At 72.7% G+C, this 21758-nt stretch carries 20 protein-coding genes; 7 read left to right on the plus strand and 13 right to left on the minus strand.

Annotation, left to right across the window (positions count from 1 at the left end):
- Window positions 1-53 precede the first annotated feature (53 nt).
- Window positions 54-1253, plus strand: a complete 1200-nt coding sequence (locus BCL76_RS20835) for a S8 family peptidase (protein ID WP_109780951.1) — start codon at window positions 54-56, stop codon at window positions 1251-1253.
- Window positions 1254-1410: 157 nt separating this feature from the next.
- On the opposite strand, the gene BCL76_RS20840 is transcribed toward BCL76_RS20835, so the two are convergent.
- From BCL76_RS20840 to BCL76_RS20850, 3 genes are all read right to left on the minus strand, one after another.
- Complete coding sequence (locus BCL76_RS20840; protein WP_033223888.1) at window positions 1411-2016, minus strand: TetR/AcrR family transcriptional regulator; 606 nt, start codon at window positions 2014-2016, stop codon at window positions 1411-1413.
- Between the two features lie 68 nt (window positions 2017-2084).
- Window positions 2085-3899, minus strand: coding sequence for an AMP-binding protein (locus BCL76_RS20845; protein WP_109780952.1), 1815 nt, complete (start codon window positions 3897-3899; stop codon window positions 2085-2087).
- The gene (locus BCL76_RS20850; protein ID WP_109781058.1) at window positions 3884-4648 is read right to left on the minus strand and encodes an SDR family oxidoreductase; all 765 of its coding nucleotides are present in this window, start codon (window positions 4646-4648) and stop codon (window positions 3884-3886) included. Before BCL76_RS20850 ends, BCL76_RS20845 begins: the two co-directional genes overlap by 16 nt.
- Window positions 4649-4743: 95 nt before the next feature.
- Between BCL76_RS20850 and BCL76_RS20855 the strand changes: the two genes are divergently transcribed.
- The 4 genes from BCL76_RS20855 to BCL76_RS20870 all read left to right on the plus strand — a co-directional run bounded on the left by BCL76_RS20855 (window position 4744) and on the right by BCL76_RS20870 (window position 8949).
- Window positions 4744-6027, plus strand: coding sequence for an exo-beta-N-acetylmuramidase NamZ family protein (locus BCL76_RS20855; protein ID WP_109780953.1), 1284 nt, complete (start codon window positions 4744-4746; stop codon window positions 6025-6027).
- A gap of 83 nt (window positions 6028-6110) precedes the next feature.
- Complete coding sequence (locus BCL76_RS39040; protein WP_181382634.1) at window positions 6111-7433, plus strand: serine-threonine protein kinase; 1323 nt, start codon at window positions 6111-6113, stop codon at window positions 7431-7433.
- 95 nt (window positions 7434-7528) lie between these two features.
- Window positions 7529-8128, plus strand: a complete 600-nt coding sequence (locus BCL76_RS20865) for a hypothetical protein (protein ID WP_109780954.1) — start codon at window positions 7529-7531, stop codon at window positions 8126-8128.
- 98 nt (window positions 8129-8226) lie between these two features.
- Window positions 8227-8949, plus strand: coding sequence for a 3-keto-5-aminohexanoate cleavage protein (locus BCL76_RS20870; RefSeq protein ID WP_309136860.1), 723 nt, complete (start codon window positions 8227-8229; stop codon window positions 8947-8949).
- On the opposite strand, the gene soxR is transcribed toward BCL76_RS20870, so the two are convergent.
- Window positions 8930-9373, minus strand: coding sequence for a redox-sensitive transcriptional activator SoxR (gene soxR, locus BCL76_RS20875; protein ID WP_109780956.1), 444 nt, complete (start codon window positions 9371-9373; stop codon window positions 8930-8932). The genes BCL76_RS20870 and soxR overlap by 20 nt on opposite strands.
- A 114-nt stretch (window positions 9374-9487) precedes the next feature.
- On the opposite strand from soxR, the gene BCL76_RS20880 reads away from it, so the two are divergent.
- Window positions 9488-9949, plus strand: coding sequence for a MaoC family dehydratase (locus tag BCL76_RS20880; RefSeq protein ID WP_030768259.1), 462 nt, complete (start codon window positions 9488-9490; stop codon window positions 9947-9949).
- A gap of 43 nt (window positions 9950-9992) precedes the next feature.
- Here the strand turns inward: BCL76_RS20880 and BCL76_RS20885 are convergent, their stop codons facing one another.
- The 3 genes from BCL76_RS20885 to BCL76_RS20895 form a co-directional block, all read right to left on the minus strand.
- Complete coding sequence (locus BCL76_RS20885) at window positions 9993-10631, minus strand: TetR/AcrR family transcriptional regulator (protein ID WP_109780957.1); 639 nt, start codon at window positions 10629-10631, stop codon at window positions 9993-9995.
- A gap of 97 nt (window positions 10632-10728) precedes the next feature.
- The gene (locus BCL76_RS20890; RefSeq protein ID WP_109780958.1) at window positions 10729-11016 is read right to left on the minus strand and encodes a YiaA/YiaB family inner membrane protein; all 288 of its coding nucleotides are present in this window, start codon (window positions 11014-11016) and stop codon (window positions 10729-10731) included.
- A gap of 107 nt (window positions 11017-11123) precedes the next feature.
- Window positions 11124-12275, minus strand: a complete 1152-nt coding sequence (locus BCL76_RS20895; protein WP_109780959.1) for an acyl-CoA dehydrogenase family protein — start codon at window positions 12273-12275, stop codon at window positions 11124-11126.
- A 68-nt stretch (window positions 12276-12343) separates the two neighbouring features.
- Between BCL76_RS20895 and BCL76_RS20900 the strand changes: the two genes are divergently transcribed.
- Window positions 12344-12991: a TetR/AcrR family transcriptional regulator gene (locus tag BCL76_RS20900; RefSeq protein ID WP_109780960.1), complete on the plus strand. Its 648-nt coding sequence runs from the start codon at window positions 12344-12346 to the stop codon at window positions 12989-12991.
- Window positions 12992-13038: 47 nt separating this feature from the next.
- Here BCL76_RS20900 and BCL76_RS20905 read toward each other — a convergent pair whose 3' ends face one another.
- From BCL76_RS20905 to BCL76_RS20930, 6 genes are all read right to left on the minus strand, one after another.
- Window positions 13039-14124 carry a Zn-dependent alcohol dehydrogenase gene (locus BCL76_RS20905; RefSeq protein ID WP_109781059.1) on the minus strand — a complete coding sequence of 362 codons (1086 nt, stop codon included), beginning with the start codon at window positions 14122-14124 and terminating at the stop codon, window positions 13039-13041.
- A 132-nt stretch (window positions 14125-14256) separates the two neighbouring features.
- A complete protein-coding gene (locus tag BCL76_RS20910; RefSeq protein ID WP_109780961.1) occupies window positions 14257-15669 on the minus strand; it encodes an aldehyde dehydrogenase family protein in 1413 nt (470 codons plus the stop codon).
- Between the two features lie 98 nt (window positions 15670-15767).
- Window positions 15768-17243, minus strand: coding sequence for a CitMHS family transporter (locus BCL76_RS20915; protein ID WP_109781060.1), 1476 nt, complete (start codon window positions 17241-17243; stop codon window positions 15768-15770).
- A 73-nt stretch (window positions 17244-17316) separates the two neighbouring features.
- Window positions 17317-19515: a molybdopterin oxidoreductase family protein gene (locus tag BCL76_RS20920; protein ID WP_109780962.1), complete on the minus strand. Its 2199-nt coding sequence runs from the start codon at window positions 19513-19515 to the stop codon at window positions 17317-17319.
- Between the two features lie 214 nt (window positions 19516-19729).
- Window positions 19730-20350 (minus strand): TetR/AcrR family transcriptional regulator, encoded by a 621-nt coding sequence (locus BCL76_RS20925; RefSeq protein ID WP_109780963.1) that lies wholly within the window; start codon window positions 20348-20350, stop codon window positions 19730-19732.
- A 36-nt stretch (window positions 20351-20386) separates the two neighbouring features.
- The gene (locus BCL76_RS20930; protein ID WP_109781061.1) at window positions 20387-21688 is read right to left on the minus strand and encodes a hypothetical protein; all 1302 of its coding nucleotides are present in this window, start codon (window positions 21686-21688) and stop codon (window positions 20387-20389) included.
- Window positions 21689-21758 lie beyond the last annotated feature (70 nt).

A 21758-nucleotide genomic window follows, 5' to 3' on the forward strand; every position in this document is an offset into this window, starting at 1 on the left:
GGTTCTCCAGAAGGTCTGACGCCCCCAACGTCAACACGAGGAGAACCCTCCAGATGGCAACTCACAAGCGCTCGCGCGGTTTCCGGTACGCGGCAGTCGGTACCGGAGCGGCCACGGCGGCTGCCGTGGCCCTGCTCGCCACCCCCCTCGCGGGAGCGGCGACACCGGCCGAAGGCACGGTGTACGGCCTCGGCGCGCCCGGCGCGATCAGCGGAAGTTATGTCGTGATACTCGACGCATCCGCGAACAAGGAACAGCTCGCCCGCAAGTACGGGGGCGAGCTGAAGCGCTCCTACGGCTCCGGGGTCAACGGCTTCTCGGCCGCGGGTCTCAGCGAGACGGAGGCCAAGCGGCTCGCCGCGGACCCGGCCGTCGGCAAGGTCGTGCAGAACAAGAAGTTCACCATCAACTCCACCCAGACCAACCCGCCCTCCTGGGGTCTGGACCGGATCGACCAGACCGCTCAGGCCGGCGACAAGAAGTACACCTACCCCGACGGCGGCGGCGAGGGCGTGACGGCGTACGTCATCGACACCGGCGTGCGTACCACCCACAAGGACTTCGGCGGCCGTGCGACGTCGGGCTTCGACGCGGTGGACAACGACGACAGCGCCGACGACGGCAACGGCCACGGCACGCACGTGGCCGGCACCATCGCGGGGACCTCGCACGGCGTCGCCAAGAAGGCGAAGGTCGTCGCGGTGCGGGTGCTGGACAACAACGGCTCCGGCACCACCGAACAGGTGGTCGCGGGCATCGACTGGGTCACGCAGAACCACAAGGGACCCTCGGTGGCCAACATGAGCCTGGGCGGCGGCGCCGACGAGGCTCTCGACGAGGCGGTGCGCCGGGCCGTCGCCTCGGGTGTCACCTTCACGGTGGCCGCGGGCAACGAGTCGGCCGACGCCGGTCAGGGCTCGCCGTCCCGGGTCCCGGAGGCGATCACGGTGGCGTCGAGCACGATCGACGACGAGCAGTCGTCGTTCTCGAACTTCGGCTCCGTGGTGGACCTGTACGCGCCGGGCTCGGACATCACGTCCACCTGGAACGACAGCGACACGGGGACGAAGACCATCTCCGGCACCTCCATGGCGGCCCCGCACGCGGCCGGCGCGGCGGCGGTCTACCTGGCGGGACACCCGTCCGCGACTCCGGCGCAGACGGCCGCGGCCCTGACGGGGGCGGCCACGTCCGGAGCGGTCACCAACCCGTCCGCGGGCACGGCCAACAAGCTGCTGAAGGTGGCCGAGTAGTCGACGGGCCCGGGGGTCCGCCGGCGGGCGGACCCCCGGCCCGGTCACCCTGCTCGACAGGACACCCCTGGAGGCCCGACGACCTCCAGGGGTGTCTCGGTTTCCGGGGGGCGCTGGGCCTCCAAGGACGCAGCAGCCTCCAGGGGCTCAGCGGCCTCTAAGGGCGCAGTGCGCGCAGCAGCAGGTCGGCGAGGTGATCGGCGACCTGCTGCGGCGTGAGCGGGCCGTCCGCCCGGTACCAGGTGGACAGGTGGTGGACGGACCCGAAGTGGTAGTCGACCACCAGGTCGGCGGGGGTGGCGTCGGAGAACACCCCCGTACGCTGGCCCTCCTCGACCAGGGCCCGGAAGCGCTCGTGGTAGCGCCGGCGCTCCGCCCGTACCTGCTTGGACTTCTCCGGGCTCAGCTGGTGCATCGACCGGAAGAAGATCATCGCGTCGTCGAGGTTCTCGATCGTCGTGACGACCACGTCGGCGGCCGCGGCGCGCAGCCGCTCCTCGACGGGCGCGTCGGAATCGGCCACCGCGTCCAGGCGCTGCTGCTGGAGCCGCAGCATCCGCGCGTACACCTCGTGGAGCAGATCGTCCTTGGACCCGAAGTAGTGGTAGAGCGCGCCCTTCGTGACGCCGGCCGCCTCGACGATCTCCTGGACCGAGGTGCGGTCGTAGCCGCGCTCGGCGAAGAGCCGGGTGGCGACGGCCAGCAGCCGCTGCGGTACCGGGGCCTCGTGCGTGCCTGCGGGTTCCGTGGTCCGTGCCGCCATGGCGCTGACCTTCCCTTCCTCGTTCCTGCCTGGTCACTGGGACCAGCTGTACGACCCTCCGACTGTTTTCAGCCGCGATCGCGCAGTTCCCGTCGCAGGATCTTGCCACTGGTCGTCTTCGGAAGAACAGGCAGGATCTCCACCTGACGCGGGTATTTGTACGCGGCGATGCGCTCGGCGCAAAAGGCGGCGAGCTCCGCCGGCTCCACCGAGGTGCCGGGGCGCAGGCTCACGTACGCCTTCACGCTCTCCCCGCGGTACGCGTCGGGCACGCCGACCACCGCGGCCTCGCGGACGGCGGGGTGGGTGTAGAGCACGTCCTCGACCTCCCGCGGCCAGACCTTGAAGCCGGCGGCGTTGATCATGTCCTTCTTGCGGTCGACGACGTAGAGCCAGCCGTCGGGGTCCATGAATCCGACGTCGCCGGTGCGCAGTTCGCCGCCGGGGAAGGCCTTGGCGGACTCCGCGGGCAGACCCCAGTAGCCGGGCACCACCTGGGGCCCGCGGACGGCTATCTCGCCGGTCTCGCCGAAGGGCACCTCGGCCCCCTGCTCGTCGAGGATGCGGACCACGGTGTCGGCGCCGGGCAGGCCCACGGAGAGGGTGCCGGAGGCGGGGTCGACGGGGGCTTCGAGGTGCACGGGCACGCTGGCACAGGGGGCTGTGCACTCGGTGAGGCCGTAGCCGTTGCGGAGGTAGAAGCCGAAGGCGGTGCGCAGGCGCTCCACGAGCGCGGGCGGGAGCGGGGCGCCGCCGGAGGAGATCACCTGGAACGAGGCGAAGTGGTCCGGGGTGACCCCGGGGTGGGCGGCGAGGGCCATGAAGGCGGTGGCCGGGCCGACCGTGTAGGCCGGGCGGTGTTCGAGGAAGGCGTCGAGGACGGCGCCGGCGTCGAAGCGGTGGGTGAGGACCAGGGTGCCGGCGTTGGCGAAGCAGGCGGCGAGCTCGCAGACCATGCCGGTGATGTGGAACAGGGGCGCGAGGGCGAAGTAGCCGGCGCCCTCGGGGAGGGGGTGGGAGGTCACCTGCCGGACGGCGTTGTACGTGAGCGCCCCGTGCGGGTTCATCGCGCCCTTGGGGGTACCGCTGGTGCCGGAGGTGTAGCTGATGAGGGCGGTGTCGGCGGCGGTGAGGGGCGGGGCGTCCGGCGCGGGCCGCCGGCCGCGGGCCACGGTGAGGAGGTCCACGGCGGGAACGTCGGTGGGATCGACGGTGGGATCGGTGACGGGATCGACGGCGCGCGGGCCGGGCGAGGGCCGCCGGTCGGGCGCCGCGTCGGGCGCGCCCGCCTGGGCGGGCACGAACGGCAGGAGGGGGGCCGCGGCCGACGTCGGGGCCGAGGTCGAAGTCGAGTTCGGGGTCGGGCCGAAGACGCGCGGGTCGTTGCGCGTCTGGAAGTCCAGGTCCGACGCGGTCAGCACGGTCCGCACGGCGCTGTCCCGCGCGGCCTCGCGCAGGTACGCCGTCCACGCGCCGCCCTCGCAGACCAGCGCGGCGGCCCCGGAGTCGCGCAGGATGTGCCCGACCTCGCCCGACTTGTACATGGGGTTGAGCGGTACGACGACTGCCCCGGCCTTCCAGGCCGCGAGGACGGCGAGCACGAAGTGCGGGGTGTTCTGCAGCATGACCGCGACCCGGTCCCCGCGACGGACGCCGCGCGCCGCGAGGTGCCCGGCGACGGAGTCGGAGAGCGCGTCGGCCTCCGCGTAGCCGATCCGGCCGTCGAAGTAGGCCAGGGCGGTGCGCTCGGGGGCCCGGGCCACGGCCTCGCGGAAGGCGTGCAGCACGGTGGGTGGCGGCGCGACGGACGCCCGCTGGGCCGCGGCGAGCAGTCCGAGCCACGGCTTGGCGGCGTACCGGGAGGCGGTCACCGGGTCTCCCATTTCTGCTGGAGGTGGTTCATGCCGCTCAGCCAGCGGTCCGGCTCGGTGGCGCGGGCGGCGTAGAAGTCGGCGACCTCGCGGTGCGGGAGGATCAAGAACCGGCCTTTCTCCATGCCGTCGAACAGCGCGTCCGCGACCGCTTCCGGCTCGATCGCGGTCGGTGCGAGGACGAGTTCGCCCGCCGAGCCCGCGGCGGTCAGCATGTCGGTGCGCACCCCCTGCGGGCAGATGGCGTGGACCTGGACCCCGCGGTGGCGGTAGGTCAGCGAGAGCCATTCGGCGAAGGCGAGCGCACCGTGCTTGGTGACACTGTACGGGGCCGCTCCGATCATGGTCAGGAGCCCGGCGGCCGAGACCGTGGACACGAAGCGGCCGCTCTCCCGCTCCAGCCAGTCCGGCAGCAGCAGTCGGGCGGCGCGGACGTGGGCCATGACGTTGGTGTCCCAGGCCGCTTCCCAGACGGCCTCGTCGGCGAAGGCGTCGCCGCCCGAGGCGAGTCCGGCGTTGGCGCAGTAGACGTCGACCGTCCCGCCGAGGGCCTCGCGGGCCTCGGCCACGATCGCCGAGGCGTCGCCCGGTACCGGGATCGCCCGGGCGCCGATGGCGGCGGCGACCGCGGCGGCCTTGGCCGGGTCGAGGTCGTTGACCACCACCGTCGCACCCTCGGCCGCGAAGCGGTGGGCGAGGGCGGCGCCGATGCCGCCGCCCGCGCCGGTGACGACGACTCGCTGGTTCTGGTACGCGCTCACGGGGTCCACCTCTCGTGCGGCCGGATGCCGGATGGCGGGCAGACTAACCGGTCGGTATGTCAGGAGGAAAGGGGCGTGACCCCTAGCGTGGCCGGATGACACTGTCGCGACGCGGGGTGCTGGGGCTGGCAGGGGCCATCGGATCGGCCGGCGCGTTGGGCGCGGGCGCCGCGGACGGGACCCGCGGGGCCGCCGGGACCGCGGCGGGCCGGGCCGCCGGGGCGGGAGGGCGGGTGCGTACCGGGTTCGAACGGCTCGCCGCGGACGGGTACGCCGTACTGGCCGGACAGAAGGTCGGGGTGGTCACCAACCCCACCGGGATCACCGCCGACGCCCGGCACCTGGTCGACGTACTGCACGCGGACGAACGGGTCGACCTGGTGGCGGTGTTCGGGCCGGAGCACGGCTTCCGCGGGACGGCGCAGGCGGGCGACTCGGAGGGGGCCTCCCGGGATCCGGCGACCGGGCTGCCGGTGTACGACACGTACGACAAGAGCGGGCAGAAGCTCGCCGACGTGTTCGAAGCGGCCGGGATCGACACCGTCGTCTTCGACATCCAGGACGTCGGGGCGCGCTTCTACACCTACATCTGGACCCTCTACGACTGCATGCGCGCGGCCGCGCTCGCCGGCAAGGCGGTGGTGGTGCTGGACCGGCCCAATCCGGTGGGCGGCCGGCGGGCGGCGGGACCCGTGCTGGAGCGACCGTACGCGAGCTTCGTCGGCCGGGAGCCGATCGCGCTGGCGCACGGCATGACGGCGGCCGAACTGGCCCGGCTCTTCAACGGCGAGTTCCTGACGGACCGGCCGGTCGCACTGCGGACGGTGGCGATGTCCGGGTGGCGGCGGGAGTCGTTCTTCGCGGAGACCGGGCTGCCCTGGGTGCCGCCGAGCCCGAACATGCCGACCCCGGACACGGCTCTCGCGTACGCCGGTACCTGCCTGTTCGAGGGGACGAACCTCTCCGAGGGGCGCGGGACGACCACGCCCTTCGAGGTGATCGGCGCGGAGGGGATCGACCGGCGGTGGGCGGAGGCGGCGAACGCGCTGGGGCTGCCCGGGGTGTGGTTCCGGGAGGCGTACTTCACTCCGACCTTCTCCAAGCACGTGGGGAAGGTGTGCGGCGGCGTCCGGCTGATCGTGCACGACCGGGAGGCCTTCGACCCGGTCCGGGCCGGGATCGGACTGCTGATCACGGCGCGCCGGGTGTGGAGCGGCTTCGGCTGGCGCGCGGACCACTGGATCGACCGGCTGACCGGCTCCGACCGGGTCCGGACCCTGGTGGACTCCGGGGCGGACGTGGACGAGGTCGCGGGCGACTGGGCGGCGGGGCTGGCGCGCTTCGCGGCGGTGCGCGAGGAGTACCTGATGTACCCGTGATCCGACCGCGTCGGGGGGCTGGCCGGGCGGGCGCCGCAGCAGGATGCTGACTGCACCGGAGGCACGGCGTGGAGGGGGGCGTCATGGCGGACGTCGGTGGCGGATTCGGAATCGGGATCGGGGTCGGGGTCGGGGTCGGGGTCCGGCCGTACGCGGAGCTGACCTTCGACTCCGAGGGGGACGTCGACCGGGTGACGCAGGGCGCGGTGTCCCGGATGGAGGCCACCGACCTGCTGGTCTTCGCCCACGGCTGGAACAGTGACCGGTCCACGGCGACGCGCCTCTACGACCGGTTCTTCGCGCCCTTCGAGGGGCTGGTGGGATCGGGGGTGCGCCTGGGCTATGTGGGTGTCGTATGGCCCTCGATGCGCTTCTCCGACGAGCCGATACCGGACTTCGACGCTCCCGGCGCCCTGGCGGAACCGGGCCTCGGCGGTGCGCTGGATCCGCTCACCCGCCGGGCGCTCGGGGAGTTCTGGCCGGAGCGGCGGGCGGAGCTGGACCGGGTGGCGGAACTGCTGGCCGAGCGGCCGGACTCGGCGGCCGCCTTCATCGAGTTCGGCGCCTTGGTACGTGAGTTGGCGGGGGTGGACGCGGTTCCGGCGATGGTCGCGCCCTCGGTACCCGCGATCTTCACGGACGATGTGCTGGAGGTGTGCCAGGCCCTTTCCCTCGCCCTGGTCAGGGCGGGCGCACCGGCTGCGGCGGCCCCCGAGGGTCCGGGGCTCACGGTCGGCGGCGGGCTGCGCGGCCTGTGGGACGGCGCCAAAGAACTGCTACGACAGGCCGCGTACTACAAGATGAAGAAGCGGGCGGGCGTGGTCGGCGAACGCGGCCTCGGCCCCGTGCTGGCCCAGCTGGCGGCCGCCCGCCCCGCACTGCGGTTCCACCTGATCGGGCACAGCTTCGGAGCGCGCGTCGTCTCCTTCTCCCTGCGCGCGGTCCCGGACCGGGCCCGCTACGTGAAATCCGTGACCCTGCTCCAAGGCGCCTTCTCCCACTACGCGTTCGCCGACCGACTGCCGCACGACAAGGGCCACGGCGGCGCCCTGCGCGGCCTCCAGCGCCGGGTCGACGGGCCGGTGGTCGCCTGCCACTCCCCCTACGACTCCGCCCTCAAGATCTTCTATCCGCTGGCCTCCCGGATGGCAGGGGATTCGGCCGGACTGTTGGGTTTCGACGAGCGCTGGGGCGCCATCGGGCACGACGGGGTCCAGGCCGTTCCGGGTGCGCCCCGGCTGACCCTCGACGCGGCCCTGCGCGAGGGGGTGCCCGCGGCCGGTTGCGTCAGTGTGGACGCGGACTCCGTGGTGCGGCGCGGGGGTGCCCCGTCGGGGGCGCACAGCGACATCTGCCACGAGGAACTGGCCCGGCTGGTGGTGGACGCGGGGCGCATGGGGCGCTGAGTTCTGGCCATGTGCCACCCGCACGCCTCGACCGCCCCCGCATGCGCCCGCCTCCGACCGGGCATGTTGGGCACATCGGCGGAGGTGATGGTGTGATGGCGGGATTCCGAAGTCTGGCCTACCAGGTGCGCGACGCGCGCAATGACCGGGCCTTGCGGCGCCATTCCCTGCGCCGCTGCCTGGAGCGATTCGCGCCCTACGGGCACCGGGCGACGTGGTGGCACCTGTGCGACCGGCACGGGATCGCCCCGGAGGACCGGGGGGCCGATCCGCTGCGGCTGGTCGCCGCCCTGGAGGAGCTGGAGGACGCGCGGGCGGTCTGGCTGGAGTACGAGCGCCAGTTCGCGGAGCGCCGGCGGCGTGAGAAGCACCACGGGCTGCGCCGGCCGGAGTGGGCCTGGGGCGGGAGCGGGGACGCGGTGGTGCGGTGCGCGGATCCGGGTGTTCGGCCCGAGGGGGCGCTGGGCGAGGTGCTACGGCGGCTGGTGCGGGCGCTGGAGTCGGCGCCGGGGACGGTGTGCCCGGTGTGCGGGGACACCGAACTGCACTGGCCGGAGGTGGCTCCGGTCGGGCCCTGGGCGGGGGCGCTGGCCTGGGACGGGCCGGTGTGCGCGGGCTGCGGGATCGTGGTGCCCAGACCGGCCCTGGTGGACACCCCGATGCTGCTGGAGACCCCGTCGGCGGGAGCCGCGTGAAGTCCTTCGTTCCGCCACCGGTGTCGTCGCCGGTGTCGTCACCGGTGTCGCTGTCGTCACCGATACCGTCGCCGGCGTCGTCGTCCGTGTCGTTGTCCGTGTCGTTGAACGGCTCACGGAGTGCCGCCGACGGCCCGGCCGTGCCGCTGTCGCCGGAGGCGCTGGCGGAGTCGGCGCTCGCGGCCGTCGCCGCGGGGGCCGAGGAGGTGCTGGTGCATCCGCGGACGCCGTGCGGGCGGGAGAGCCTGTCGCCGCGGGTGGTCGGGCCGGTGCTGGAGGTGCTGCGGCGCGCAGGGGTCGGCGCAGCGCTGTCGGTACCGGTGTCGATCGCGGCCGAGCCCGATCCCGCGGGGCGGCGGGCACGGCTGGCCTCGTGGACGGTGCTGCCGGACCGGGCCGTGGTGCACTTCGGGGAGCCGGGGGCCGGGGAGCTGGCGCAGGCCCTGCTGGCGCGGGGGGTCGCGGTGGACGCGGTGGTACCGCTGGGTGGGGCGGCCGGGGCGGAGCCGCTGGCCCGGTTCCTGGCCTGGCCGGTGCGCGAACCCGGGCGGGTGCGGCTCTCGGCCGAGCTGGCTGCGGCCGATCCGGCCCTGGTGGCGGGGCTGCGCGCGCTGCCGCCCGTACCGGTGCTGCTGTACGGGCGGGACGCGGCCGCCTGGCCCGTGCTGCGACTGGCCGCGCGGTGCGGCACGGGCGTACGGACCGGCGTAGGCGATGTGACGTACCTGCCCGACGGGCGTCCGGCGCGGTCCAATGCCGAACTGGTGTCGGCGGCCCGGGACATGGTGGCGCAGGCGGTGGCTACAGCCGCGAGCCGGTGAGCCGCTCACCGAAGACGTCGTCCGGGTTGGACAGCGCGCAGGTCTCCATCGACAGGCAGCCGCAGCCGATGCAGTCCGTCAGATGATCGCGCAACCGGCCGAGCCGGCTGATGCGTTCGTCGAGTTCGGTGCGCCAGGCCTCCGAGAGACGGGCCCAGTCCTCGCGGTTGGGCGTACGCTCCTCGGGGAGTTGGGCCAGCGCCTCGCGAATGCTGGCCAGCGGGATACCCACGCGCTGTGCGGCGCGTACGAAGGCCACCCGGCGCAGTGCGTCACGCGTGTAGCGGCGCTGGTTGCCAGCGGTGCGACGACTGCTGATCAGGCCCTTGGCCTCGTAGAAGTGGAGCGCCGAGACGGCCGCGCCGCTGCGGGCGGACAACTGACCGACGGTGAGCTCGTGGATTTTCTCGGGAATCTGCGGCACTCGGCCGAGCGTAGTCGGAGGTCCGTTGACATACGCATACGCCCCCCAGCATGCTGAGCAAGCGCTTATTCGTTCGTTCGTCCGTCAGTCGTCCGCGAGAGACAGGAACAGGGCATGGCCGAGCCGAGGGTCTTCACGTCCGCCGAGGAGCTGCACGCCGGGATCGGTGAACCGCTCGGGCCCAGCGAGTGGCTGGAGGTGGACCAGAAGCGGATCGACCTCTTCGCGGACGCCACCGGTGATCACCAGTGGATCCATGTGGACCCGGAGCGCGCGGCGGGCGGGCCCTTCGGCTCCACCATCGCGCACGGCTATCTGACCCTGTCCCTGCTGCCCAGCCTGGTGCCGCAGATCATGCGGGTCGAGGGCATGCGGATGGGTCTCAACTACGGGACGAACAAGGTCCGTTTCCCCGCGCCGGTGCCGGTCGGTTCGCTGCTGCGCGCCACCGCCGTGATCACGGAGGTCACGGAGGCGGGTGGCGGCGTACAGGTGACGGCCACCGTCACGGTGGAGCGCGAGGGCGGCGACAAGCCGGTGTGCGTGGCGGAGTCGGTCTCGCGCTACTACTTCTGAGCCGGCGCTTCCGAACCAGCGCTTCCGAACCAGCCCTCCCGAGCTACTGCTGCTGCGGGCCGGGCCGCGCGGCCACCATGCGGAGCACGAGGTCGGCGTAGAGTCCGCCGACCTCGTCGGGCGTGCGCCGGCCGGCGGCGTTGAACCAGCGGGCCACGTCGATGCACAGCGACAGCACGGCGAGCGTGGTGCCCGGCACGTCGGGGACGTCGAACTCCCCCGCGGCCACCCCGTCGGCGATGATGCGGCGCACGGCCGCGTCGCTCTGCCGGCGCAGCTCGACAATCTCGGTACGGTGCTCCGGAGCGAGGGCGTCGAGCTCGTACTGGACCACGCGCGCGGTGGTGTGATGCGCCGCGTGCCAACGCACGAAGGACCGTACGGCGGCGTCGAGCCGATCGGCGGCGCTGCCGGGGCCGTCGGCGGCGGTGGTGAGGATCTCCAGCGCCTTGTCGTGGCCGATCCGGCTGATCCGCTGGAGCAGCTCTTCCTTGGTCTTGTAGTGGATGTAGAGCGCGGCCGGGCTCATCCCGGCACGGCCCGCGATGTCACGTGTGGTGGTGGCGTGGTACCCGCGCTCGGCGAAGGCGTCGACGGCGGCGACGAGCAGCCGCCGCGCGGCGTCGGGGGTGACCTCGGACCACGGCCGGTAGCCGTCGACCGTATCCTCCGCGCTGCCCATCGCTCACTCACCCTTCACCGTGTGGAAGTGAACACCCTACCGGAGGGTGAGCAAGCGCTTAGCGATGTCGGGCGGCCCGGCCGGGACCGACGTGCGACTACTTCGGTGCGAAGGGGTCGTACTCGGCCATCATCTTCTCCATCCTGGCCTGATCCACCCGGCTCACGATCTGCGTGACCTCCTGGCGGTCGCGGATCACCTTGGCGAGGGTGAAGGCCGAGGTGGTGAGGTAGAGGACGGCGATGCCGAGGAAGGCCCGGACCCAGCCGTTCGTCTCCAGGTTGTAGATCCCCACGGCCACGGCGCCCATGGCGATACCGAAGGAGGCGACGGCCTGGCCGTAGTACGCCCCAGTGCTCTGCTGCTTGACCGGTGTCTCGTTCATGGTTCGAGAATCGGGCCGAGCGAGGGCGAGCACATCCGCGCGCGTACTCATGCCGGTACTCAGTCGGCCCCCTCGCACAGATCCTCGGAAGGTCCTCCCACCACTCCTCAGAAGGCGGAGACCCCGGTACGGGCACGGCCGATGAGCAGCTTCTGGATCTGGCTGGTGCCCTCGTACAGGGTCATCACGCGGGCGTCGCGCAGCAGTTTGCCGGCCGGGTACTCGTCGATGCATCCGTACCCGCCGTGCACCTGGAGGGCGTTGCTCGCGGCCCGCACGGCGGCCTCGGAGGCGAAGAGCTTGGCGGTGGAGGACTCGGTGGCGAAGGGTTGCCCGCGGTCGATGAGGTCGGCCACCCGCCAGGTCAGCAACCGGGCCGCGTCCACGTCGACCGAGATGTCGGCGATGAGCTCCTGGACCAGCTGGTGGTGGGCTATCGGCCGGCCGAACTGCTCGCGCTGGGCGGCGTACGAGACGGCCGCATCCAGGGCCGCCTGTGCGATGCCGACGCAACCGGCGGCGACCGACATCCGGCCCTTGGCGAGGGCGGACATGGCGACCGAGAAGCCCTTGCCCTCGGGGCCGAGCATGGCCGAGGCGGGCACGCGGACGCCGTCGAGGACGAGCTCGGCGGTGGCTTGGCCGCGCAGGCCGAGTTTGCCGTGGATCTCGCGGCGGGTCAGGCCGGGGGTGTCGGTGGGGACGAGGAAGGCGGAGACTCCGCGGTGGCCGGGCTCGTCGCCGGTGCGGGCGAAGAGCAGCACCACGTCGGCCCAGGTGCCGTTGGTGATGAACATCTTGCTGCCGTCGAGGACGTACGCGTCCCCCGCGCGCACGGCGCGGGTGGTGAGGCTGCCGGCGTCGGATCCGGTGCCGGGCTCGGTCAGCCCGAAGCAGCCGAGCGCGTCGCCGGAGCACAGGCGCGGTAGCCAGGCGCGCTTCTGCTCCTGCGAGCCCCAGGCGGCGATGGTCTTGGCGACCAGGCCGAGGGAGACGGAGACGATCCCGCGTACGGCGGAGTCGCCGCGGCCGAGCTCCTCGGTGACCAGCACGTAGGAGAGGTGGTCGCCGCCGGAGCCGCCGTACTCCTCGGGGACGGTCAGTCCGAGGAAGCCGAGCCCGCCCAGCTTCTTCACGATGGCCCGGTCCACGCTCTCGGCGCGGTCCCACTCGGCGGCGTACGGGACGACCTCGCGCTCGGTGAACTCCCGGGCGAGCCTGCGGACGGCGGCCTGCTCCTCGCTCAGCTCCAGATTCACCGGGCACCTCCGGGGCGGGATCGGCACCTTTAACTAGCACCGGTAGTTTATGGCGGGCAGGCCCTACTATGTGGCGCATGGCCAGACCGCGCAAGCCCCTCCTCAGCCGGGACCGCATCGTCGAGGCGGCCGGCGCCCTGGTGGACGCGGAGGGGCTGGAGGCCGTGTCGACACGGCGACTGGCCGCCGCGCTCGGGGTCAGCGGGCCCTCGCTCTACAACCATTTCCGCACCAAGGACGAGATCCTGGACGCGGTGGCGGACGCGGTGAGCGCGCGGGTGGACCTGTCGATGTTCGACGGCGGCCAGGACTGGCGGGCGGCCCTGCACGCGTGGGCGCACTCGTACCGGGACGCGCTGGCGGACCACCCGAACATCGTGCCGGTCCTGGCTCGCGGGCCGGGCCGCCGGCCGGCCGGGCTGCGCCTGGCGGACGCGGTGTTCGGGGCGATGACGGAGGCCGGCTGGCCGGCGGCGCAGGCGACCCGGATCGGCGCCCTGATGCGGTACTTCATCCTGGGCTCGGCGGTGGCCTCCTTCGCCGGGGGTTTCGTGGACGACCGCACGGCCTACGACCCGGCGGACTACCCGCACCTCGGCCAGGCCCACCTGCTGGCGGAGCGCGGGCGCGAGGTGGACGAGGGCGCCTTCGAGACGGGGCTGGCGGCGTTGCTGGACGGGCTGGCCCTCCAGTACGAGGCGCTGCCCGCCTCCTGAGCCCTGTCGGCGGACCGCGAGCGCTCCGCGGGGACGCCGACGGCGCCCTACGGCTGGAAGACGACCAGCGAGCGGCCGCCCTTGCCGGCCAGCATCGCGTCGAAGGCGGCCGGAATGCCGTCGAGGGTGATCCGGTCGGTGACCAGGGCGCCGAGGTCCAGGCGGCCCGCGCGGACGTGCTCGGCGATCACCGGGAGGTCGCGGGCCGGGTCGCTGTTGCCGTAGACGCAGCCGGTGAGGGTGCGGGCGAAGTGGAAGATCTCCATGGAGTGGAAGGTGACCTTCTGCTCCTTGCCGCCGATGCCGACGACCGTGGTGCGCCCGCCGCGCCGGGTCGACTCCCAGGCGCCCCGGATGGTCTCGGCCCGGCCGACGCACTCGACGGCGACATCGGCGCCCTGCCCGCCGGTCAATGCGCGGATCTGCTTGGCGGTGGTGTCGGAGGCGAGTACGAACTCGGTGGCCCCGGCCGCCCGGGCCAGTTCCTCCTTGGCCGGGGACACGTCGACGGCGATGATCGGGCCCGCCTCGGCGATCTTGGCGGCCTGGAGGGCGACCAGGCCGACCCCGCCGACTCCGAAGACGGCCACCGACTCGCCCGGTCGGACCTGGGCGCTGTGGCGGACCGCCCCGTACCCGGTGAGCACGGCGCAGCCGAGCAGGGCCGCTTCGGCGAGCGGGATCCCGGCAGGGGCCGGCAGCACGCAGTTGGCCGCGACGACGGTCTCCTCGGCGAAGGCGGCCACGTTCAACCCGGGGTGCAGTGCGGTGCCCTGGGCGTCGTGCGCGTAGACGGCCCCGACCCCGGTGAGCGCCGTGGCGCAGAGCCAGACCTCGCCGATCGTGCAGTGGTGGCACTCCCCGCAGGACGGGGCCCAGTTGAGGACCACGCCGTCACCGGGGGCGACGTGGGTGACGCCCTCCCCCACCGCGAGGACCGTGCCCGCGCCTTCGTGGCCGAGGACGGCGGGCACGGGGATCCGCATGGTGCCGTTGGTGAGGGAGAGGTCGGAGTGACACACCCCGGCCGCGGCGAGCCGCACCCGGACCTGCCCGGGGCCGGGATCCGGCAGCACGATGTCCCGTATCTCCAGCGGGGCTCCGACGGCGGGCAGGACAGCGGCGCGGACCATGGTCGTCATCTCGTCTTTCCGGTGCGGGCGGGTGCCGTGGTTACGGCGCGTGCGGCCGGGGCGGGGTCGATCGGGTCGGGCGGGTGCCGACGTCCGTCCGGACGGTCCGGGTGATCCGGACCGTCCGAACGATCAGAACTGCAGGGACTTGGTCTGGAGGTACTCCGCCAGGCCGTGCGCGCCCAACTCACGGCCGACGCCCGACTGCTTGTAGCCGCCGAAGGGCGCGAGCACGTTGAAGCGGCCTCCGTTGATGTCCACCTGTCCGGTGTCCATACGGCGCGCGAAGGCCACGGCCGTCGCGTCGTCGGCGGCCCAGACGGCGCCGCCCAGGCCGTAGACGGTGCCGTTGGCGATGCGGAGGGCCTCCTCCTCGTCCTCGTAGCGGAGGATCGACAGCACCGGGCCGAAGATCTCCTCCTGGGCGATCGTCATGTCGGGCGTGACGTCGGCGAACACCGTCGGCGCCACGAAGTACCCCTGCTCCAGCGGCGCGTCGGGCCCGCCGGCGACAAGGCGCGCGCCCTCCTCCACGCCCTTGGTGATGAAACCGCGGACGCGCTCGTGCTGCTTGGCGTTGACGACCGGGCCGACACGGACACCGGACTCGCGAGGATCACCGGTGGGATAGTCGGCGACGGCCGCGGCCGCGAGCGAGACGGCCTCCTCGTAGTGATCCCGGTGGACGAGCATCCGGGTGAGCGCGTTGCAGCTCTGGCCACTGTTGTTCATGACGTGCCCGACGCCTGCCGCGACGGCCTTGACCAGGTCGGCCCCGGGCAGGATGACGTTGGCCGATTTGCCGCCCAGTTCGAGCGCGACCCGCTTGACGGCGGCGCCGGCCGTCGCGCCGATCTGCTTGCCGACCGCGGTCGAGCCGGTGAAGGAGACGAGGTCGACTCCCTCGTGCGCGGCCAGGGCCTGGCCCGCGACCGGACCGGTGCCGGTCACCAGGTTGAAGACTCCGGCCGGGATGCCCGCCTCGTGCACGGCTTCGGCGAAGAGCTGTGCGGTCAGCGGAGTGTCCTCGGCCGGCTTGAGGACGAGGGTGCAGCCGGCGGCGAGAGCGGGCGCCACCTTTGCAACGACCTGGTGCAGCGGATAGTTCCAGGGGGTGATGGCCGCGACCACCCCGATCGGCTCCAGCAGCACGGTCGAGTTCCCGACCCGCTCCTCGAAGGCGTACGAGGAGGCGAGTTCGGCGTAGGAGGAGGCCACGGCGATCGGCGCTCCGACGTGGACCGCCTTGGAGAAGCCGAGCGGGGACCCGAGCTCGGCGGTGATCGTCTCGGTCAGCTCGCCGGTGCGGGCCAGCAGTGCGTCGCGGAGCGCCCCGATCAGCGCGGCGCGCTCGGCGGGGGCCGTGGCCGCCCAGCCGGGGAGGGCCGCACGGGCCGCGCGGACGGCCGCGTCCACATCCTCCTCGGTGCCGGCCGGGACCTGGGCGATGACCTGGCCGTCGGCCGGGTTCACGACCTCGATCAGATCGCTGCCGACGGCGGGCCGCCACGCGCCGTCGATGTACATCCCGTCGTGGGCCTTCATGGCATTCCTCCCGAGCACGCACGAGCGCGTAGATCCGACCTCGCGAACACCCTACAAACTAGCGTCGGTAGTTTTTGCCGGCCAGAGGGCGCCAGGTATCAGATGATGCCGAAAAGCATCCCTGCCGCGAGGACCACGAGGGAGGTCAGGGCCGCCCATTTCACGGTGAACCGGGTGTGGTCGCCGAACTCCACCTTGGCCATGCCGACGAGGACGTAGACGGCCGGAACCAGCGGGCTCGACATGTGCAGGGCCTGACCGACGAGCGAGGCGCGGGCGATCTCGAGCGGGGAGACGCCGTGGGCGGCGCCGGCTTCGGCCAGCACGGGCAGGACGCCGAAGTAGAAGCCGTCGTTGGACATGAAGTAGGTGAGCGGCAGGCTGAGCAGGCCGGTGACCAGGGCCATGTGCGGGCCCATGCCCTCGGGGATGGCGCCGACGAGCCAGTCGGCCATGTGCTTGACCATGCCGGTGCCGGTGAGGACCCCGGTGAAGACGGCGGCGGCGAAGACCATGCCCGCGACGTTCAGGACGTTGTCGGCATGGGCGGCGATCCGGGCCTTCTGGTCGGGCATGTGCGGGAAGTTGACGGTGAGGGCGAGGGCGGCGCCGAGCAGGAACAGCACCGGGATGGGCAGCAGTTCCATGATCATCGCGGTGAGGAGGGCCACGGTGAGGCCGGCGTTGAACCAGTACAGGCGGGGGCGCAGAGTGGGGCGGTGCGGATCCAGGCCCTGGAAGCCGTCCTCGGGGGTGGCGGCGCCACCGCTCCCGTGCGCGGCGGAAGCGGAACTGGTGGCGGGGCCCCCGGCGGAACCGGCGCCGCCTGCACCGGAGGCAGAGGCAGCGGTGGAAGTAGAGGAGGAGGAGATGGAGGCAGAGGCGCCGGACGTAGCGGGAGCGGCCGGGGCCAGCTCCTCCTCGGCAGCCTCCCGCTCCACCTGACCGGGCAGCACCAGCGTGCCGACCCGACGGCGTTCCTTCACACCGAGGACGTAGGCCAGGACGAACACGCAGAGCAGGCCCACCGCGAGCGCCGGAATCATCGGGACGAAGATGTCGGCGGCGTCGAGCTTGAGGGCGGTGGCGGCGCGGGCGGTGGGCCCGCCCCAGGGGAGGGTGTTCATGACGCCGTTGGCCGTGGCCGCGACGCCCGTCATCACCACCAGGCTCAGGCCGAGCCGCTTGTAGAGGGGGTACATCGCCGAGACGGTGATCATGAAGGTGGTCGATCCGTCGCCGTCGAGCGAGACGATCGCGGCGAGGACGGCGGTACCGACCACCACCCGCATCGGGTCCGCCTTGCAGAAGCGCAGGATGCCGCGGACGATCGGGTCGAAGAGGCCGACATCGATCATCACGCCGAAGTAGACGATGGCGAACATCAGCATGGCGGCGGTCGGCGCGAGCTTGCCGACGCCGTCGATGACGTAGTCGCCGAGGTGTGCGCCCTTCCCCGCGAAGACGCAGAAGAGTGCCGGGATGAGGACGAGCGCCGCGATGGGCGACATTTTCTTCATCATGATCAGGACCAGGAATGTCGCGATCATGGCGAAGCCGAGGAAGGTCAGCATGTGGGGAAGGTAGGTGCCCCCGCCGTGCGCCAACAAGACGTCCACGCGTGAGCAATACGAGCAAAAGCCCAGCTCAGGGCAGGGGTGTGAGCTCGACGGGGAAGCCGTTGAGCACCGCCGTGCCGGACAGCCGGTCCATGCGGGTGCCGTCGAGCAGCTGGTTGACGTTCACGCCGGGTGCCGCGGCGGCCACCGACAACCGCGAGCCGGCTCGGTCGTGGCCCCAGCCGTGCGGCAGACTCACCACGCCGCTGCGGATGGCGTCGGTGACCTCGACGGGCACCTCCAGGCTCCCGCCGTCGGCGGTGACCCTGGCCTGCCCTCCGTCGACGAGGCCGAGCCGGTCCGCGTCCTGCGGATGGACCTGAAGGGTGCAGCGGTTGGAACCTCCGGTGAGGGCCGGAACGTTGTGCAACCAGCTGTTGTTGGACCGCAGATGGCGGCGGCCCACGAGCACCAGGGCGGCGGGGCGGTCGGCGAGCGCCCCGCGCAGCCTGGGGAGTTCGGCCGCGATCGGGTCCGGGAGCAGCTCGATCCTGCCGCTGCGGGTCTTCAGCACGCCCGGTAGCCGTGGCTGTAGCGGGCCGAGGTCGATGCCGTGCGGAGCCTGCCGCAGATCGTCGAGCGTCAGGTCGTACGGACCCGTGCGCAGCATCAGGTCGAGGCGCCGCTCGGGTCCGGTGCTGCCGGTCAGCAGGCGGGCCAGCTCCTGCGGGTCGCCGCCGTGCAGCGGTGAGCGGGGATCGGTGACGGCCCGGGCCAGGCTGTCGGCGATGACGCGCTCGTCGACCGCCTCCGGCGGCGCTCCGTGCAGCCCGGATACGGCGAGGATCAAGCGGGCGTGGATCTCGCACTCGTCCATGCGCCCGTCCGCCGGCGGGAGGGCGGCGGGCGAGTAGCGGACCTGATTGCGTACGGCGAATCCGTTGAACGCGAAGTCGAAGTGCGCGCTCTGCGAGGGCGGTGGCGGCGGCAGGACGACGTGGGCGTGGCGTGAGGTCTCGTTCAGGTAGGGGTCGATCGAGACCATGAAGTCCAGCCCGGCCAGCGCCCGGTCCAGCCGGTCGCCGTCGGGTGCGGACAGGACCGGGTTGGCGGCGATGGCCAACAGGACCCGGATCCGCCCGTCGCCCCGGGTCTCGATCTCCTCGGCGAGCGCGGCCATGGGTAGCTCGCCCTTGACCTCCGGGTGGCCGGAGACCCGGCTCGACCAGCGGCCGAGCGCGAACCCCTTGCCCGGGCCCGCGGGGCGCCCGGCGGGAGCCGTGGCGGAGAGCGGGAAGAGTGCTCCGCCCGGCCGGTCGAGGTTGCCGGTGAGGATGTTCAGTACGTCGACCAGCCAGCTGGCGAGCGTGCCGAACTCGACGGTGCAGCTGCCGATCCGGGCGTAGACGGCGGCGGTGGGTGCGGCCGCGAGCTCGCGGGCGAGGGTGCGGATCTCGGCGGCGGTGAGGTCGCATGCGGGTGCGACGGCCTCAGGGGTGAAACTCCCGAGCGCGACGCCGAGTTCCCCGATGTCGTCGCAGTGTTCCTCCAGCGCGCCGGGGTCGGCGAGCTTCTCCTCGATCAGGGTGTGCGCGAGGGCTGCGAGCAGCAACGCGTCGCTGCCGGGGCGCGGCGCGAGGTGGCGGTCGGCGAGCGCGGCCGTGCGCGTACGGCGCGGGTCGACGACGACCAGGGTGCCGCCGCGGGCGCGCAGGGCCTTGAGCCGGCCCGGGAAGTCGGGGGCGGTGCACAGGGAGCCGTTGGACTCGACCGGGTTCGCACCCAGGAGCAGCAGGAAGTCGCACCGGTCGAGGTCGGGGACCGGGATGGCGAAGGGGTCGCCGAAGAGCAGCCCGCTGGACACGTGCTTGGGCATCTGGTCGAGGGTGCTGGCGGTGAAGAGGTTGCGCGTGCCGAGGCTCTTGAGGAGCAGGGGCGGGTAGAGGGCGCCGGCCATGGTGTGGACGTTCGGGTTGCCGAGCACGACGCCGACCGACTGGGGCCCGTACTCCTGGACCTGGGCGGGGACGGCGGCCGCGATGGCGTCGAAGGCCTCCTCCCAGGTGGCCTCCCGCAATCGGCCGTCGCGGCGGACGAGGGGGCCCGTCAATCGGTCGGGGTCGGAGTCGAGCGCTCCGAACGCGGCTCCCTTGGGGCAGATGAATCCGCGGCTGAAGACGTCCTCGCGGTCACCGCGGGCTCCGGTGACCACGCCGTCCCCGAGGGTCAGGGTGAGGCCGCACGTGGCTTCGCAGAGGGGGCAGATACGCAGGGCGGTGCGGGACATGGGCCCTCCAGGGGCGGCGGTCTGCTGCACGGGCGCGGGCACGCGGGTACATCGAGCATACCGACCGGTACGGATGGAGGGGAGAGGTGTGCGGGCCCGATCCGGTGTGGTGGCGAACCGTTTCCCCGCCGGGCGTCGGCAGCGGTACGGAAGGAACCGGGACGCGGTGGAGTGGGCGGAAGGGTGGCGGGGCGGAAGAGGCGGAAGGGGGGTGTCAGTCCAGCACGCGGGCCAGGTACGCGTGCATCATCGCGCGGGTCTCGGCGACGATTCCCGGATCACCGGCCGGGTCGGCCCGGAAGGCGAGCTGTATCAGTGCGTCGGTGGCCTCGACGGCGACGAGGACGGCCCGCTCCAGGGTGGCGTCGGGGGTCAGGGCGAGGTGCGCGGAGAGCAGTTCCGTCAGCCGGGCGGCGACCTGGTGGTTGGGGTCCGCCTCCGGCCCCTCGGCCGGCGGCGCGGGCACGCCGAAGTCGACGAGCGCGAAGCCGGGAACGCTGCGCTTCATGGCCAGGTACTCGTCCAGCACCGCGTCCACGACCGGCCGCCAGTGGGTGGCCGGGAGGTCGGCGAGCCGGTCCGCGATGCCGTCGACGTAGCGGTCGAGGTTGCGGTGGGCGAGGGCGATGGCCATGGCTCGCTTGTTGCCGAAGAAGCGGTAGACGGAACCGATCGGCACGCCGGCGCGCAGGGCCACGGCACGGGTGCTGAGGTTCTCGTACCCGGTCTCGTCCAGCAGTTCGGCGCAGGCGTCGAGGATCCGGGCGAGCCGGTCGGCGCTGCGCTGTTGGATCGGCGTTCGGCGCAGGGAGTGGGCGGGAGGCACGGGGTCCATCATGCCGCTCCTCGCTTCTCGGTTCGGTGGGGGTCCTCAGTTCAGCAGAAGACCGATCCCTCCGATGGTGAAAGTGATCATCAGGGCCAGCAGCGGCAATTGCCCAGCCACCGCTTTCGCGGGCGGGAAGAGGCGGACGGACCGGTCGTGGGCCGCGACGACGCCGAGCACGTGGCCGGTGACGACGGCGATGACCTGGAGGGCGGCGAGGCCGCCGGGACCCAGCGGTGGCACGGGTTCGGGGGCGTTGTCAGTGCCGAGTGCCATGCTCACTGTGCGTGGTCCTTCGACTACCAGGAGGGAGAAGTAGTGAGCGATGAGATAGCCGAGCGCGATCGGTACGAGTGAGTGCGCGAAGGCGGTCAGCGGGCCTGGGTGCGGACCGCTGACGAGGCGGGTGACCGCTGCGCAAAGGCAGTAGAGGGTGGCGACGAGGGCGATGGAACCGAGTAGTCCGAGTGTGGCCGTGGGGATGCGGCCGAGGGGGGAGGTCTGTATGGCGTTGATCCACGACGGGTTGTCGGAGAAGCCGTCGTAGGCGGTGGAACCGAGCAGGACGCAGACGGTGGCGACGAGTCCGGGCCGCTCGGGCGTCGCGTCGAGTCCGTGGAACGGATTACGGAGAACGAGGCGGCCGTCGCTGCGACGGCCGAGGGGGGAGAGCCGGGCCAGGAGGGTGGAGTACGTCTCGAAGGCGTCGCCGTCGTCGAACCAGCGCTCGCCGAAGCGGGCGGCGAGCAGTAGTTGGGCGGTGGCGTAGGCGGTGATGGCGATGAGGAGGGTGGTGGTGGATGCGGGATCAGGAGCGACGAGTTCGAGCCAGGTGAAGCCGAACAGCCCGGCGGCGGCCGGCCATTGACCGAGCCGGGCGGGGAGGGGGCGGCCGGGGCCACGGCGGCGCAGGGCCCGGGAGAGCAGGCGGTGCAGGGTGCGGAGCGGGTTGAGCAGGCGCCAGACGGGGCCGAGGAGGAGGGAGGCGGGTACGAGTCCGACCCAGAGGAGGACGTAGACGGCGCCGGGGGCGGGGTTGTGCGCGGGGTCGTCGGGACCGAGGAGGAGGTGGATCAGGACGGACGCGGCGGCGGCGAGCCCCAGTCCGCGCAGGGCGGTTCGGGTGGCGGGCGCGTCGGCCACCCGCTGGAGGGCGGCGGGCAGGGCGAGGCCCGAGCGCTCTCCGCGGAAGCGGGAGGTGGACCAGAGCAGGGCGAGCGCGAGAAAGGAGACGAACAGCGCGGCGAAGGCACCGGCGAAGGCATAGAAGGGAGAGATCGGTAGATCGTGCTGGGACCCGATCCCGTGCGCGAGCGAGGTGAGCGGATCGGCCGGGTGAAGGACCACGCCCTGGCCGTGGCCCCCCTCACCCGCGCCGGGGGCGAGGCCCGGCCCGAACGGGCTCACCATCGACCCA

It is taken from the genome of Streptomyces sp. CG 926 (genome assembly GCF_003148825.1).
GTDB lineage: Bacteria > Actinomycetota > Actinomycetes > Streptomycetales > Streptomycetaceae > Streptomyces.